This window comes from Vibrio furnissii CIP 102972, assembly GCF_000176175.1.
GTDB classification, from domain to species: Bacteria; Pseudomonadota; Gammaproteobacteria; order Enterobacterales; family Vibrionaceae; genus Vibrio; species Vibrio furnissii.
On the sequence record NZ_ACZP01000013.1, the window covers coordinates 365,764 to 380,651 of the forward strand.

Consider the following 14,888-nt stretch of genomic DNA (forward strand, 5'->3'; position numbering starts at 1 on the left):
GCCAAGGAAGCTGCGCTTACTCCGACAGATCGCTCAGCAAGTCATATTTTCTGACCATGCCTCGAAATTGATGATAGCTCAATCCCAGCAGCTGTGCGGCTTGCCTTTGATTAAACTTGGCGCATTTAAGCGCATGATTCAACAGCGCCTTATCTTGATCTTCCTGCCACTGTTTGTAGTCCATCGGTAAAGTGAATTGTGCCGAACGAGTTACGTTGGGCTCGGCGCTCGAATCAAGAGCATCTTGGGTTTGAGGGTGCATTGTTGATTCGGAAAGTGTGGGGCGACCAAAAGGGTCAAACACCAGCTGTTCAATGGGATCGTCGCTTGCGCCATGTTGGTACACCGCACGTTCAATGACATTTTTCAGCTCACGCACATTCCCCGGCCAAGGGTAGTCGAGTAGGGATTGAACCGCGTGGTCGGTGAATCCCACAAACATGGGCAGCGACAATTCGCGGCACATGCGAATGGCAAAGTACTCGGCCAGCAGCACAATGTCGTCGCGGCGTTCACGTAGCGGCGGTAAATGAATGACATCAAACGCCAAGCGATCGAGCAAATCGGCACGAAACTCACCGCGCTGCGCCAGTTGGGGGAGATCGGCATTAGTGGCACACACCAAGCGTACGTTGGCGCTTAGCACCTGCGATCCGCCCACGCGCTCGTATTGGCCATATTCGATCACCCGCAATAATTTTTCCTGCACGGCGAATGGCGCGGTCGCCAGCTCATCAAGAAACAGGGTGCCGCCTTCAGCACGTTCAAAACGCCCTTGATGGCGACCTTTTGATCCAGTAAATGCGCCAGACTCGTGACCAAAAAGTTCAGAATCAATCAACCCTTCGCTCAGTGTTGAGCAGTTCAGCGCCACCAGCGGTTGGTCCCAGCGCTTGGATAAATAGTGCAGCCGTTGGGCAATCAACTCTTTGCCGGTGCCCCGTTCACCCATCACCAGCACCGGACGCTCAATGGGCGCGAGGCGCGACACTTTATCCAAAACAGCCAGAAACGCAGGGGATTCACCAATCAAGTTATGCTGCATGCTTCATTCCTCGCATCGATTCGTCAGGTTGGTTGAGCAGGTTGGCGAAATTTACCAATAGTTAGCCAAATTTCTATCAGCATAGTGGAGCAGCCGATATGAATCAACTTAAGTGACTGAAAAATAAAGATTGAAAACTTGGCATGGATATTGGAGTGGAGATAGGAAACGCTATGAAGATAGATGGGAAAGATTAGCAAAAGAGGCGGCAAAGCTGCCGTGACCACTTATTACGATTTCTCGGAGTTAGGCCTTGGGCGTGACCCCACAAGATTAAGGAGCACTATCATGGGTATTTTTTCTCGTTTTGCCGACATTGTGAATTCCAACATCAGCGCGCTACTCGATAAAGCGGAAGATCCGGAAAAAATGATTCGTCTCATCATTCAGGAGATGGAAGACACGCTGGTGGAAGTCCGCACCAACTCCGCTAAAGCGATTGCCGATAAGAAAGAGTTGGCACGTAAAGTCGACAGTATCGATCAGCAAATTGAAGATTGGCAAGCCAAAGCTACGTTGGCACTCAACAAACAGCGCGAGGACTTGGCGCGCGCGGCGTTGATTGAGAAACAAAAATTGCAAAAGGTACTCAAAGGTTTGCATACTGAGCAAACATTGGTTGAGGAAACCATTGATAAGCTAACGGGCGAAATTGCCAAACTGGAAAGCAAGATCACGGAAACGCGCGCGAAGCAGCAAGCGTTGGCGATTCGCAGCCAAGCCGCAAGCAATCGCCGTGATGTGCAGCGCCATTTGCACACCAATCGTACCGACGAAGCGATGGCGAAGTTTGAACAGTATTCTCGCAAGGTGGATGAACTGGAAGCCGAAGCCGATCTGTACGCGCAGTCAGGCCAGGGCAAGTCACTTGAGCAAGAGTTTGCTGAGCTGCAAGCACAAGATGAAATTGAACACGAGTTGGCAAAGCTCAAAGAACAGATGAAACAAGACTAATCAACACCAGTTCACGAATTTAGGAGCGAGCTATGGCCTCATTTTTCATTGCAGGACCTTTGGTTGTTTTTTTGATATTTGTAGCGCCACTTTGGCTGCTGCTGCATTACCGCAACAAACGTAAAATGGAAAACGGCTTGTCACAGGATGATTTCGATGCGCTGCAAGCGCTGTCGCAAAAAGCCAAAGGGCTGGAAGCGCGCATCGACACGCTCGAACGCATTTTGGATGCGGAAGCACCGAGCTGGAGGCGACATTATGAGTAGTCGTGAACTGTATCGCGACCCGTTTAACGGCAAGTTGACGGGCGTGTGCGCGGGCATTGCCAACTATTTCGGTTTGGAAGTGTGGCTGGTGCGAATTTTGGTGATTACAGTTGCGTTGCTGGGCGGTTTCGCGCTGGTGATCATTGCGTATCTGGCGTTGTCATTGATGCTGGAAAAACAGCCTGAACAATATCGTGATTCGCTGCGCAGTCAGCAATCGCACACGTTAAAGAGTAAACCTTGGGAGCAAGGACAAACCGCACAAGCGCTGCTGCAAACGCTCGAACAAGACTTGAACCAAGTGGAAAACCGCGTGCGTCATATGGAAGCGTATGTGACATCGGAAGCGTTTAAAGTGAACCGTGAGTTCAGCAAACTATAAGTCATCGGCTCCATCTGAGCGGTATTGGATGCCGCTCTCATTTCCCTGAATTTTCTGTGTGTTTGACGTAGCGATAACTCGCTGATTCACCTATGTTTGATCTATCAATCATCATGGGTGATGAATATGCGTAAAACGATAACTTTCCTAATGGTTTCTTCTGCGTTCCTCCACGGATGCAGCAGAGAACTTCCGCCAGTTCCAGAACCGGAATCTCGTCCCGCCAAGTTAACCACCGTCTCGGTGGGCAATAATGAATTTACCCGTCAATTTCCCGCGACCAGTGAAGCGGGTGATCGCGCCGTGTTGGCGTTTCGTGTGCCCGGTCAGTTGCAGTCGATCGATGTGAATGCAGGACAGGCGGTGAAAAAAGGTGATGTTCTGGCGACCGTGAATCCTGACGAATACGCCTTGTTGGAGAAACAGGCCAAAGCGAATTTCGTTTTGGCGGATGTGCAGTACAAGCGTTATCAAAAACTGCGTCAGGATAAAGTGGTTTCCGAACAAGATTTCGATCAGGCGCAAGCCAATCACAATTCAGCCAGAGCAACGTGGGAACAGGCAAAAGCCAATCTCAGTTACACCCAACTGCTCGCGCCGTATGACGGCACCATTTCAATCATTCCTGCTGAAAACTTTGAATACGTCGCCGCCAAGCAAGGGGTCATGAATATTCAGACCAACCAAATTCTCAAAGTGATTTTCTTACTGCCGGATCGTCTGCTTAATCGCTTTGCCAGCGGCGATGGCAGCGACGTGCAAGCCAGCATGGTCTTCGATTCATTTCCTGACATGACTTTTCCGCTCCAGTTTCAGGAAATCGATACCGAAGCGGATCCACAAACCGGCTCTTATAAAGTCACCATGGTCATGGAACGACCGACCGATGTGGGCATTTTGCCCGGCATGGCGGGCAGCGTCAAAGCATCGGTCGCCAAAGGCAGTGCATCCACCGTACCCGTGACGGCGCTGTTTGAGCAAGACGGCCAACAATTTGTTTGGCGCGTCGACAGTGATGGCGTGGTCAGCCAAGTGCCCGTCGAACTGAATGAGCAACGTCAGGTTCTGAACGGGTTGAACGATGGCGACCAAATCGTGATTTCGGGTGTCAGCAGCATTGAAGCGGGCATCAAAGTCCGCGAATGGGTGAAGGAACGGGGGCTATAACATGATGCAGTGGCAAACCTATCTATTGACCTCGCTGGTGGTGCTCGCCGGTTGTGGTCATCCCGACTCAACGCCGCGTGATATGACGCCAAAAGTCAAAGTGGCCAATTTAGGTAACAGTAGCAAAGACAGTCTTTATTTCCCTGCGGTCGCCAATGCTGCCGAGCGTTCGCACCTGAGTTTTCGGGTCAATGGCGAAGTTCGCAAAATCAATGTGAAAGAGGGTGACCGAGTCAATGCGGGCGACGTGATTGCCGAGCTGGATCCGACCGATTACCGACTCGATGTGGATAACGCGCAAGCACGCTATTCGGTGATCGATAGCCAGTATCGCCGTTCCAGCCCTTTGGTGGAAAAAGGCTTATTGGCGAAATCGCAGTTCGATGAAATTGCTGCGCAACGTCAAATTGCCATGGCGGAGCTGGATCTGGCGAAGTTGCGGTTGTCGTTTACCCAACTCAAAGCGCCTGTCGATGGGATCATCTCACGGGTGAATGTTGACCAATTCGAAAATTTGCAAGTGGGCCAGCGCGTGGTCAATATTCACAGCCTCGACGACATCGAAGTACTGATTCAATTGCCGGATCGCTTCCATGCCACGCAACCTACCACACAGGAACTCTCCAAAGTGCAGGCGCTGGTCAGAGTCCCAAGCGGTAACGAGTATGACGCGCGGGTCAAAGAATTCACCACCGAGCCTGATCCGGCCACGGGGACGTTTACCGTGACACTCACGCTACCGATGCCGGAGAAAGAGTTGATTCTCGATGGCATGGCAGTGGAAGTGACCGCCAAACAGGGCGTGGAGCATTTGAACCCAACCAGCACTGCGGTGGTGCCGGTGGAAGCCATTTTTAATGGAGATGGGGATGCGCTCGATCGCACGCAAAAATTTGTCTGGGTGCTGAATGCCGACAACAGTGTATCGAAGCATTTAGTACGCTTGGGTAACGCCTCGAAAACACGGGTGCAGATTGTTGAAGGGATTACGGCCGAGGATTCGGTAGTGGTGGCGGGGCTTTCCCGATTACGTGACGGCATGACAGTGAGTGTGGTGAAGGAGATGGCCCATGAGTGAGCAAAACAATCAGCCGCAGACCGATGACGAGATTCAAGGGGTGGCTGCTTACTTCATTCGCAACCGAGTGATCAGTTGGATGGTGTCGCTGATTTTTCTGATTGGCGGCACGGCTGCATTTTTCAATCTTGGCAGACTCGAAGACCCGGCATTCACCATCAAAGATGCGATGGTGGTGACATCGTATCCGGGGGCGACGCCACAGCAGGTTGAAGAAGAGGTCACTTATCCGCTAGAAAAAGCGATTCAGCAACTGACCTATGTGGATGAGGTGAATTCGATCTCCAGTCGCGGGCTGTCGCAAATTACGGTGAGCATGAAAAACAAATATGGCCCAGACGATTTACCCCAGATCTGGGATGAGCTGCGCCGCAAGGTCAATGACCTCAATGGAACGTTTCCGCCAGGGGTTAATTCGCCGCAAGTCATTGATGATTTTGGCGATGTGTACGGTATTTTGTTGGCGGTGACCGGTGATGGTTACAGTTACAAGGAGCTGCTGGACTACGTCGATTACCTGCGACGCGAATTGGAGCTGATTGACGGGGTGAGCAAAGTTTCGGTGTCCGGTCAGCAGCAACAGCAGGTGTTCATCGAAATCTCCATGAAACGCATCAGTGCGCTCGGGATTTCGCCCCAAACTGTCTTTAATTTGCTGTCGACACAGAACGTGGTGTCGGATGCCGGGGCCATTCGCATTGGCAGCGAGTACATTCGCATTCACCCGACCGGGGAATTTGACGACGTAGATAAACTCGGTGACTTGATCCTCAACGAAGGCGGCTCAACGGGGCTGATTTATTTACGCGACGTGGCGGAAGTGAAGCGTGGCTACGTGGAAGTGCCGAGCAACATTGTCAACTTCAATGGCAAACTGGCACTCAACGTCGGGGTGTCGTTTGCTCAAGGAGTCAACGTGGTTGAAGTGGGCGAGCGGTTTGACCGCCGCTTGGCTGAGTTGAAATATCAACAACCTGTGGGCATCGACATTTCAGAAATCTACAGCCAACCGAAAGAAGTGGATAAATCCGTGAGCGGCTTTGTGGTCAGCTTAGGCCAAGCGGTCGCCATCGTGATTATCGTCTTGCTGTTTTTCATGGGGCTGCGTTCTGGCCTCTTGATTGGGTTGATCTTGCTGCTGACAGTGCTGGGCACGTTCATCTTCATGCAGTATTTCAAAATCGACTTGCAACGCATTTCGTTGGGGGCGTTGGTTATCGCTCTCGGGATGTTGGTGGACAACGCGATTGTGGTAGTCGAAGGGATTTTGATTGGCACGCAGAAAGGGCGAACGCGATTGCAAGCTGCGACTGACATTGTCACGCAAACTAAATGGCCACTGCTAGGCGCGACGGTCATTGCGGTCACCGCGTTTGCTCCGATTGGTTTGTCGGAAGATTCCACCGGTGAATATTGTGGCACGTTATTCACTGTGTTGCTGATTTCGCTGATGTTGAGCTGGTTTACCGCGATCTCCCTGACCCCATTTTTTGCCGATATCTTTTTCCGTGGTCAGAAAGTCCCGCCAAGCGATGAAGAAAACGACCCGTACCAAGGGATGATTTTTGTGCTGTACAAATCGTTTCTTGAGTTCTGCATGAAACGCGCGTGGATGACGATGATTGTGTTGGTTGCGGGCATGCTTGTCAGCTTGTACGGGTTTACTTTGGTGAAGCAGGCGTTCTTTCCATCGTCAACCACACCGATGTTTATGGTGGATGTATGGATGCCGGAAGGCACCGACATTCGTGCCACCAACGAGACGTTGCAGAAACTGGAACATTGGTTGGCCGAACAAGATGAAGCGGAAGCGGTCACCACCACGGCGGGCAAAGGTTTGCAGCGTTTCATGTTGACTTACTCGCCGGAAAAAAGTTACGCCGCTTACGGTGAAATCACCACACGTGCAGCCAGCTACGACAGCTTGGCACCGCTGATGCAGCGGTTTCGCGCTCACCTTGATGCCAATTATCCGGAAATTAACTACAAGCTGAAACAGATTGAATTGGGGCCAGGGGGCGGCGCGAAGATTGAAGCGCGTTTGGTTGGCTCGGATCCCACCATCCTTCGTGGCATTGCCGCACAAGTGATGGACATCATGTATGCCGATTCGGGAGCCTACAACATTCGTCATGATTGGCGTGAACGCACCAAAGTGTTGGAGCCGCAATTTAACGAAAGCCAAGCACGACGTTACGGCATCACAAAATCGGATGTGGATGAATTCTTGGCCATGTCGTTTTCGGGCAAAACCATTGGGGTATATCGTGACGGCACCACCTTAATGCCGATTGTGGCGCGGCTGCCAGAAGCAGAACGGGTGGATATTCGCAACATCGAAGGGATGAAAATTTGGAGCCCTGCGCTGAGTGAATACATTCCGCTGCAACAAGTGACACTCGGGTATGAGATGTTGTGGGAAGATCCGCTGGTGGTGCGTAAAAATCGCAAGCGCATTTTGACGGTCATGGCGGATCCGGATCTGCTGGGGGAAGAGACGGCAGCAACGTTGCAAAAACGCCTTCAACCCCAAATCGAAGCGATTCAACTGCCGCCGGGCTATTCGTTGGAGTGGGGCGGGGAATATGAATCGTCTCACGATGCGCAGGAATCGCTATTCCAGACCATGCCGATGGGCTACCTGTTCATGTTCCTTATCACGGTTTTCTTGTTCAACTCCGTGAAAGAACCGCTGATTGTTTGGTTAACGGTCCCGCTGGCGGTGATTGGGGTGACGACGGGGTTATTGGCACTCAACACGCCGTTTGGTTTCATGGCGCTGCTCGGGTTTCTGAGTTTGTCGGGCATGCTGCTGAAAAACGGCATTGTGCTGCTGGATCAAATAGAGATCGAAATGCATTCAGGCAAAGACCCGTATTTGGCGGTCGTTGATGCATCGCTCAGTCGTGTACGCCCTGTGTGTATGGCGGCTATTACCACCATTTTGGGGATGATTCCTTTGTTGCCGGATATTTTCTTTCGTCCGATGGCAGTCACCATCATGTTTGGTCTCGGTTTCGCGACAGTGTTGACCTTAATTGTGGTGCCGGTGTTGTATAGATTGTTCCACCATGTCAAAGTACCTGATTAAATGAACAGGTATTTCAAGCGGCCTCTTTGAAGGCCGTTTGTGTCAGTGGCGAAAGGACAACAATGACAACACACGATACAACTTGCGCGTGGGCGATGAACCATCCATTGGAACGTGAATATCACGATGCAGAATGGGGAAAGCCAGTACACGACGATCAAACGCTGTTTGAATTTCTGACTTTGGAAGGCGCGCAAGCCGGGCTGAGTTGGATCACCATTTTGCGTAAACGAGAAGGTTATCGACAGGCGTTTGAAAATTACGACATTGCCAAGTTAGCGCAATATGATGAATCGCATGTCGAAGCGATCATTGCGGGTTACGATGTGGTGAAACACCGTGGCAAAATCGCTTCGGTTTTTTCCAATGCGCGAGCCACGTTAGCACTGCAAGCGGAGTTCGGTTCGTTGGATGCTGCACTCTGGCAGTTTGTGAACGGGCAGCCGCAAGTGAACCACTGGACGGAGATGAGTCAAGTACCGGTGTCGACCGAAGCGTCCAAAGCCATGAGCAAATTTCTGAAAAAACGTGGCTTTAAATTTGTGGGCGAAACGATCTGTTATTCGTTTATGCAAGCGATGGGATTGGTGAACGATCACTTGGACAATTGTCCGAAGAAATAGTGTGAACGATCGGCATTGAGAATCGACATTGAAAAAGGGAGCATTGCTCCCTTTTTTGCCTTCATCGGCGCTTGTTATCTCTGCGCCTACTTCTGAACCAGCTTATGCCGTCGCTTCATGTTCGAGAATTACGGCGTTGTAACGCGCCAGACCCGCTTCTAGATCCGCAATCAAATCATTCACATCTTCCAGCCCAATGTGTAGGCGAATCAAGGTGCCTTCAAAGTTTGGATTAGCGATAGTACGTAAGCTGTTGAAGCTCTTGGGTTCGTTGGCCAGAATCAGGCTTTCGAAACCGCCCCATGAATAGCCCATGCTAAAGTGCTGCATGCCATCCAGGAGCGCCGTTGTCGCTTTGGGATAACTGCTTTTTAGCACAAATGAGAACAAGCCATTGCCGCCAGTGAAATCACGTTTGAAGATGTCGTGCCCCGGACAACTTGGCAGCGCGGGGTGGCGCACATGATCTACTTCTGGACGCTCTGCCAGCCACTGCGCCACTTTCAAACTGTTTTCAGCGTGCTGACGCAGGCGGACGTCTAGCGTGCGAATGCCACGCAGCCCCAAATAAGCGTCATCGGGTGAAACGCATTGGCCCATCAGGTAGCTCTGCTCACGCAGTTGGTCCCAGTATTTCTCACTGGCGACTGCGGTGCCCAACATCACATCCGAGTGACCCACGATGTATTTGGTTGCCGCTTGAATTGAAATGTCCACGCCATGCTCAAAGGGGGAGAAGTTCACGCCTGCACCCCACGTGTTATCGAGCATCACAATGATGTCGTGTTCGTGAGCGATGCGTGCCAGCGTCGGAACATCTTGCACTTCCATGGTGATCGAGCCGGGTGATTCGGTGAACAACACTTTGGTGTTCGGCTGGATCAAAGTACGAATCTCTTCGCCAATCATTGGATCGTAATAGGTGGTTTCAACGCCGAATTTCTTCAGAATTTTGTCACAAAAATCGCGGGTGGGTTCATAACAGGTATCCACCATCAATAGATGATCGCCGGATTCTACAAACGAAAGAATCGCGTTGCTGATGGCTGCTGTGCCGCAAGGGTAGAGCGCGCACCCTGCGCCGCCTTCGATGTCGACCATCGCGTCTTGAAAGGCAAAATGAGTCGTGGTGCCGCGACGTCCGTAGAATAGAGTTTTGTTGGCGCGGTTAATGGTCGCGTGGTTTTTCTCTGCGACGGTATTAAATACGACGGTTGAAGCCCGTTGTACGGGCGGGTTGACCACGCCGTTCGTCCATTTTTTATTGCGGCCGGCGGTGATGAGTTTGGTCTTTTTGCCTTCTGACATTTGCGATCCTTGTCTGGAATTACGAATGTCCTATTTAAAGCATGGAGCTGCATTTAAATGCAACCCCATGGCACAAAAAGATTAAAGAAGCGGGTTGAAAAGGTAGAACAGGCGTTCTAAGAAGCGATGTCCCAGCGAGCGCGTCTCCCACGTCTCGTGATCAATGGCGCGTGATTGCTCGATATAGTTTTGCTGTTGCCAGTAAAGTTGTTGTGTGAACTCTTCGTCATCCACGGCCAGCGTCACTTCAAAGTTGAGCCATAAACTGCGCATGTCGAGGTTGACCGTACCAACCAGACAGAATTGACGATCAATGACCACCGATTTGGTGTGCAGCAGGCCGCCATGAAATTCATAAATTTTCACGCCCGCTTCCAGCAGTTCGCCATAGAAGGCGCGCGACGCCCATTGCACCATAAATGAATCGTTTTTTTGCGGAATGATCAGTTCAACATTGATACCGCGTTGTGCGGTCATTTTTAGTGTGGCCAGCAAGTCGGCGCTCGGGACGAAATATGGCGTGGTGATGCGTACGGAGGCATTGGCCTGATTGATGGCAAGGGTCAGCACCTGAGAAATCAGATTCTCTGGCATGCCAGGGCCGGAAGGCACAACTTGCACGGGGTGCTTGGGCATGCGTGGATCCAAACGGCATTCCGGCACGTTTGGCATTTGCCGCTCACCAGTTTCAAATTCCCAATCCCAACAATGGATGGCGGATAACACGTTCACCGACGGGCCGGTAATGCGCACCATAATATCAATCCACTGACCAACACCGGAATCTTGTTTGAAGTATGCCGGGTCGACCAAGTTCATTGAGCCGGTGTAGGCAATGGTGTCGTCGATGACGATAATTTTGCGATGTTGGCGAAGGTCGAGACGACGCAGGAAAATACGCCACGGGCTCACTTCCAAGGCTTGAATCACCTGAATGCCCGCATCTTGCATCATGCTGTACCAGTGGCTACGAAAGAACCTCGGACTGCCTGCTGAATCGAGTAGCAGTTTGACGTCGACGCCACGCTTCGACGCCTGGATCAGCGCAGAAGCCACGGAATCGGCAAGGCCGCCCGGGTGCCAGATGTAAAACACCATGCGAATACTTTGCTGCGCCTGTTCTATGTCTTCAATAATGGAATGCAGAATTTCGTTGGGCGAGTTTTGCAGTGACAGCGTGTTGCCGCTTAGTGCGGGAATGCCCATGCGATGGTTACACAGTTCATCAATTTTATAGATGTGCGCGCCCACGCCTTCCAGTGTGTGGGCTTGGCAATCGTTCAGTGAACGGAACCATGTTCCAAACGGCTTAAACATTTCTTTGGCACGTTCAGCGCGCTTGCGGCCTAAATTGAGTTCGCCAATGAGGAAATAACAAATCACGCCGACAATGGGCAGGATGTAGATCACCATCAACCAAGCCAGTGAAACACTCACTGCGCGTCGTTTTAATACGACACGAAGCGTGACCCCTGCGACCAAGAACCAATATATCGCGATGCCCGCGAGCGTTAAGAAGTGATAAATCTTATCCATGCGTCAACTTTTGTGAAAAACGTCTTCTGGGATAGTAAAGCGAAAGCATAAGGGAAGAAAGGAAACGACCGAAAATAATATGAAACAAATGCCACAGATTAGTTGCTAATTGTGTATCAATGCAGAGAGAAGTAATGGCAGGGCGTTTAAAAAAGCAACAGATAATCTATAAAAGGGCAGATATAGACGAAAAATAGACTGTTTGGACTTCCAATTTTATTCTTAAACTGGTCTACTTGCTACACCTCTGCTGTGAGTCGGATTTTTTGTGGTTGTACATTTTATTTTACACCCGTATTTGGCCGCACGCAGTACAACAAATTAGATTGGTAGTAAGTAGCATGGCGAGTAGTTCACGCGGTCAATTCACTTCACGATTTGGCTTCATTATGGCAGCAGCGGGTTCCGCTGTAGGTCTTGGTAACGTTTGGGGATTCCCAACACAGGCAGCAAGTAACGGCGGCGCAGTCTTTTTGATTGTGTACCTTTTGATGGTGTTCCTGTTGGCATTTCCCATGCTGGTCGCGGAACTGACCATTGGTCGTTACGGTCAATCCAACCCAATTCGTTCGTTCAATGCGGCATGGCCAAAAGGCAAAGCGGGCGCAATTCTGCTCGGCGTGATTGGCATGATTGTCGTGTCGCTCATTCTCAGCTTTTACGCGATCGTGGCCGGCTGGTTGGTCGGCTCATTCTTTAACAGCGGTTTGGATCTGTTTGGCCTCGATAGCGCAGGTCACTGGCTGACCACTTTTGGCACGGAACGTAACCTTGTGCTGATGATTGCCTTTATGGCACTCACCATGTTCGTGGTGCGCAACGGTGTGGCGAACGGGATTGAGAAGTGGTCAACGCGTTTGATGCCTTTGCTGTTCGTACTGTTTGGTCTGCTGACGATTTATATCTTCACGCAGGACGGCGCATGGGAAGGTCTGAAAATGTATCTGGTTCCAGATATCTCTCACTTCACGCCAAAACTGGTGGTGAGCGCGATGGGCCAGGCTTTCTTCTCGCTGTCTCTGGGTGTGTGTGTGATGACCACGTACGGTTCTTACTTGAAGAAAGACACCAACTTGCCAAAAACAGCAGCGCAAGTGGCGCTGATTGATACCGGCGTTGCGTTCATTGCGGGTCTGATGGTGTTGCCAGCGATGTTTGTGGCGAAACACAACGGCGTGCAGATTTTCTCGGACACGGGTGAGCTGCTGAACTCTGACACCTTGGTGTTTACGGTTCTGCCGGCCATGTTTGATACCATGGGTGTGATGGGCGCGGTGATTGGCTTGGTGTTCTTCTTGCTGATGATCATTGCTGCGTTAACTTCATCTATCTCGATGCTGGAAGTGCCGGTGGCGTGTGCGACGGAAGAATTGAAGCAGAGCCGCACGACCGCGGTGCTCTGGATCGGCGGTCTAGTGACCATCGTGTCTGCGGTCATCGTGATGAACTTCTCAAGCCTGTTTGGCTTGGTGATTCAGTTCACCACCGTTTACTCACAACCAATCATTGCACTGTTGATTACGCTGCTGGTGGGTTGGATTTGGAACCGTAACCAGATTCTAAATGAGCTGAAACAGGGCTATCCAGAGATTGAAAACAGCTGGTTCTGGAAAGTTTGGCCAATCTACGTACGCCTTGTTTGTCCGGTACTGATGCTGTTGGTGTTCTTCGCGTAAACACGACAAGATTGAAATGAAAGCCACTTGGGGAAAACCAGTGGCTTTTTTGTTTTCTATTCCGAGCCTTGTTTTATAGACCGAACTTGGTTTTACACACCGAATGCGCGCCGATTCGAAGTGCTTGCGCTTCCTTTTATTAAATGATAGCTATTATCATTAAATGGTAATAAGGCTTTCATGAGACGTTAAGGAGTCTGACATGACACGAGAATTTCGGACCGAAAAAGACAGCATGGGCGAAGTGCGAGTTCCCCAAGATGCCCTGTATCAGGCGCAAACGCAGCGCGCGGTGGATAACTTTTCCATCAGTCGTTACACCATGCCGCAGCCGTTTGTTCAGGCGCTGGCGTACATTAAGCAAGCTGCGGCGGTGACCAATGCGCAGTTAGGACTGCTGGAAGGGGACATTGCAGGGGCGATCGATGAAGCGGCGCAAAGTATCATTGATGGTCAGTACCTCGACCAGTTTCCCATCGATGTGTTCCAAACGGGTTCTGGCACCAGCTCGAATATGAATGCCAATGAAGTGATTGCGACGCTGGCCTCTCAGCATTTGCACAGTACGGTGAGTCCAAACGATCACGTTAACATGGGGCAAAGCAGCAACGATGTGGTGCCCACCGCCATTCAGGTGAGCTGCACGCTGGAAGTGGAGCAGCGCTTATTGCCTGCACTGACACATCTCAGTACGCAACTGGCCGCAAAAAAACAGAGTTTAGCGAACGTGGTGAAAACCGGGCGCACACACTTGATGGATGCCATGCCGATGACCTTTGAGCAAGAGCTGGGGGGATGGCAGGCGCAGATTGACCATGCGAGACACAACATTATCCACGCTATGACCGCCGTGAAAGCGCTCGCGCAAGGTGGCACAGCCGTGGGGACGGGGATCAATGCTGATCCGCGTTTCGCTGCAGCATTTGCGGATAATTTATCGCAGGCCACGCGTCTATCGTTTGTGCCAAGTGAGAACTTCTTTTTTAACCTCAGCAGTCAGGATGCGATTGTCGCGTTGTCTGGCCAATTGAAAACCACGGCGGTGGCGATGATGAAAATCGCCAACGATCTGCGCTGGATGAATTCAGGCCCGCTGGCGGGTATCGGCGACATTGAATTGCCAGCATTACAACCGGGCAGCTCCATCATGCCGGGGAAAGTCAACCCGGTGATCCCGGAAGCGGCCGCGATGGCGTGCGCACAGGTCATCGGCAATGACACCACTATCACCGTGGCTGGGCAGGCGGGGAATTTCCAGCTCAACGTGATGTTACCTGTGATTGCGCATAACATTCTGGAGAGCATTGAGCTGCTCGCCAACAGCGCTATTGCGTTGGCGGATAAAGCGATCGCGGGATTCACCGTCCGTGAAGATCATATCAATATTGCGCTGGGCAAGAATCCGATTCTGGTCACTGCGCTCAATCCGGTGATTGGTTATCTCAAAGCGGCAGAAATTGCCAAACAAGCCTACAAAGAAGGTCGGCCAATTATCGATGTTGCAGCGGAGAAAACGTCGCTGACTCGCCAAGAGCTCGAACACTTGCTTGACCCGGCGACGCTCGCCAAAGGTGGCATTGTCGAGTAACCGCAGCGGTTCAAATGTGGCTCTGACGATGGGCAGCGAAAAGCGCCCCCCGAATCGAGCCACGTTTGACGCGACTGATCTTCACCGCTTTCACGCGAGCCATTTCACGCTATCAATGCGTTACGCTACAAAATGGTGAATTGACCAGCAACCGAAACGGTTTGAACACGCTTT

General features: G+C 51.2%; 12 protein-coding genes. 9 read left to right on the forward strand and 3 right to left on the reverse strand.

Annotation, left to right across the window (positions count from 1 at the left end; translation table 11 throughout):
• Positions 1 to 16 precede the first annotated feature (16 nt).
• Positions 17 to 1,045 (reverse strand): phage shock protein operon transcriptional activator, encoded by a 1,029-nt coding sequence (pspF, locus tag VFA_RS05705; protein WP_004725516.1) that lies wholly within the window; start codon positions 1,043 to 1,045, stop codon positions 17 to 19.
• 288 nt (positions 1,046 to 1,333) lie between these two features.
• On the opposite strand from pspF, the gene pspA reads away from it, so the two are divergent.
• The 7 genes from pspA (at position 1,334) to VFA_RS05740 (ending at position 8,606) form a co-directional block, all read left to right on the forward strand.
• A complete protein-coding gene (gene pspA, locus VFA_RS05710; protein ID WP_004725518.1) occupies positions 1,334 to 1,999 on the forward strand; it encodes a phage shock protein PspA in 666 nt (221 codons plus the stop codon).
• Between the two features lie 32 nt (positions 2,000 to 2,031).
• Positions 2,032 to 2,265, forward strand: coding sequence for an envelope stress response membrane protein PspB (gene pspB / locus VFA_RS05715; protein WP_004725520.1), 234 nt, complete (start codon positions 2,032 to 2,034; stop codon positions 2,263 to 2,265).
• Positions 2,258 to 2,647 (forward strand): envelope stress response membrane protein PspC, encoded by a 390-nt coding sequence (gene pspC, locus VFA_RS05720; protein WP_004725522.1) that lies wholly within the window; start codon positions 2,258 to 2,260, stop codon positions 2,645 to 2,647. The genes pspB and pspC overlap by 8 nt, the downstream gene beginning before the upstream one ends.
• A 126-nt stretch (positions 2,648 to 2,773) precedes the next feature.
• Positions 2,774 to 3,814: an efflux RND transporter periplasmic adaptor subunit gene (locus tag VFA_RS05725; protein ID WP_038151046.1), complete on the forward strand. Its 1,041-nt coding sequence runs from the start codon at positions 2,774 to 2,776 to the stop codon at positions 3,812 to 3,814.
• A 1-nt stretch (position 3,815) separates the two neighbouring features.
• Positions 3,816 to 4,892, forward strand: a complete 1,077-nt coding sequence (locus VFA_RS05730) for an efflux RND transporter periplasmic adaptor subunit (RefSeq protein ID WP_004725525.1) — start codon at positions 3,816 to 3,818, stop codon at positions 4,890 to 4,892.
• Complete coding sequence (locus VFA_RS05735; protein WP_004725527.1) at positions 4,885 to 7,983, forward strand: efflux RND transporter permease subunit; 3,099 nt, start codon at positions 4,885 to 4,887, stop codon at positions 7,981 to 7,983. Before VFA_RS05730 ends, VFA_RS05735 begins: the two co-directional genes overlap by 8 nt.
• Before the next feature lie 62 nt (positions 7,984 to 8,045).
• Complete coding sequence (locus tag VFA_RS05740; protein ID WP_004725529.1) at positions 8,046 to 8,606, forward strand: DNA-3-methyladenine glycosylase I; 561 nt, start codon at positions 8,046 to 8,048, stop codon at positions 8,604 to 8,606.
• A 102-nt stretch (positions 8,607 to 8,708) separates the two neighbouring features.
• Here the strand turns inward: VFA_RS05740 and VFA_RS05745 are convergent, their stop codons facing one another.
• Complete coding sequence (locus VFA_RS05745) at positions 8,709 to 9,914, reverse strand: cystathionine beta-lyase (RefSeq protein ID WP_004725531.1); 1,206 nt, start codon at positions 9,912 to 9,914, stop codon at positions 8,709 to 8,711.
• An 81-nt stretch (positions 9,915 to 9,995) separates the two neighbouring features.
• Complete coding sequence (gene cls / locus VFA_RS05750; protein ID WP_004725533.1) at positions 9,996 to 11,450, reverse strand: cardiolipin synthase; 1,455 nt, start codon at positions 11,448 to 11,450, stop codon at positions 9,996 to 9,998.
• A gap of 341 nt (positions 11,451 to 11,791) precedes the next feature.
• On the opposite strand from cls, the gene VFA_RS05755 reads away from it, so the two are divergent.
• Both VFA_RS05755 and VFA_RS05760 read left to right on the forward strand, forming a co-directional pair.
• On the forward strand, positions 11,792 to 13,126 hold the full coding sequence (locus VFA_RS05755; RefSeq protein ID WP_014204934.1) for a sodium-dependent transporter: 1,335 nt from the start codon (positions 11,792 to 11,794) through the stop codon (positions 13,124 to 13,126).
• Positions 13,127 to 13,328: 202 nt separating this feature from the next.
• On the forward strand, positions 13,329 to 14,714 hold the full coding sequence (locus tag VFA_RS05760) for a class II fumarate hydratase (RefSeq protein WP_004725536.1): 1,386 nt from the start codon (positions 13,329 to 13,331) through the stop codon (positions 14,712 to 14,714).
• The last annotated feature ends 174 nt before the right edge of the window (positions 14,715 to 14,888 follow it).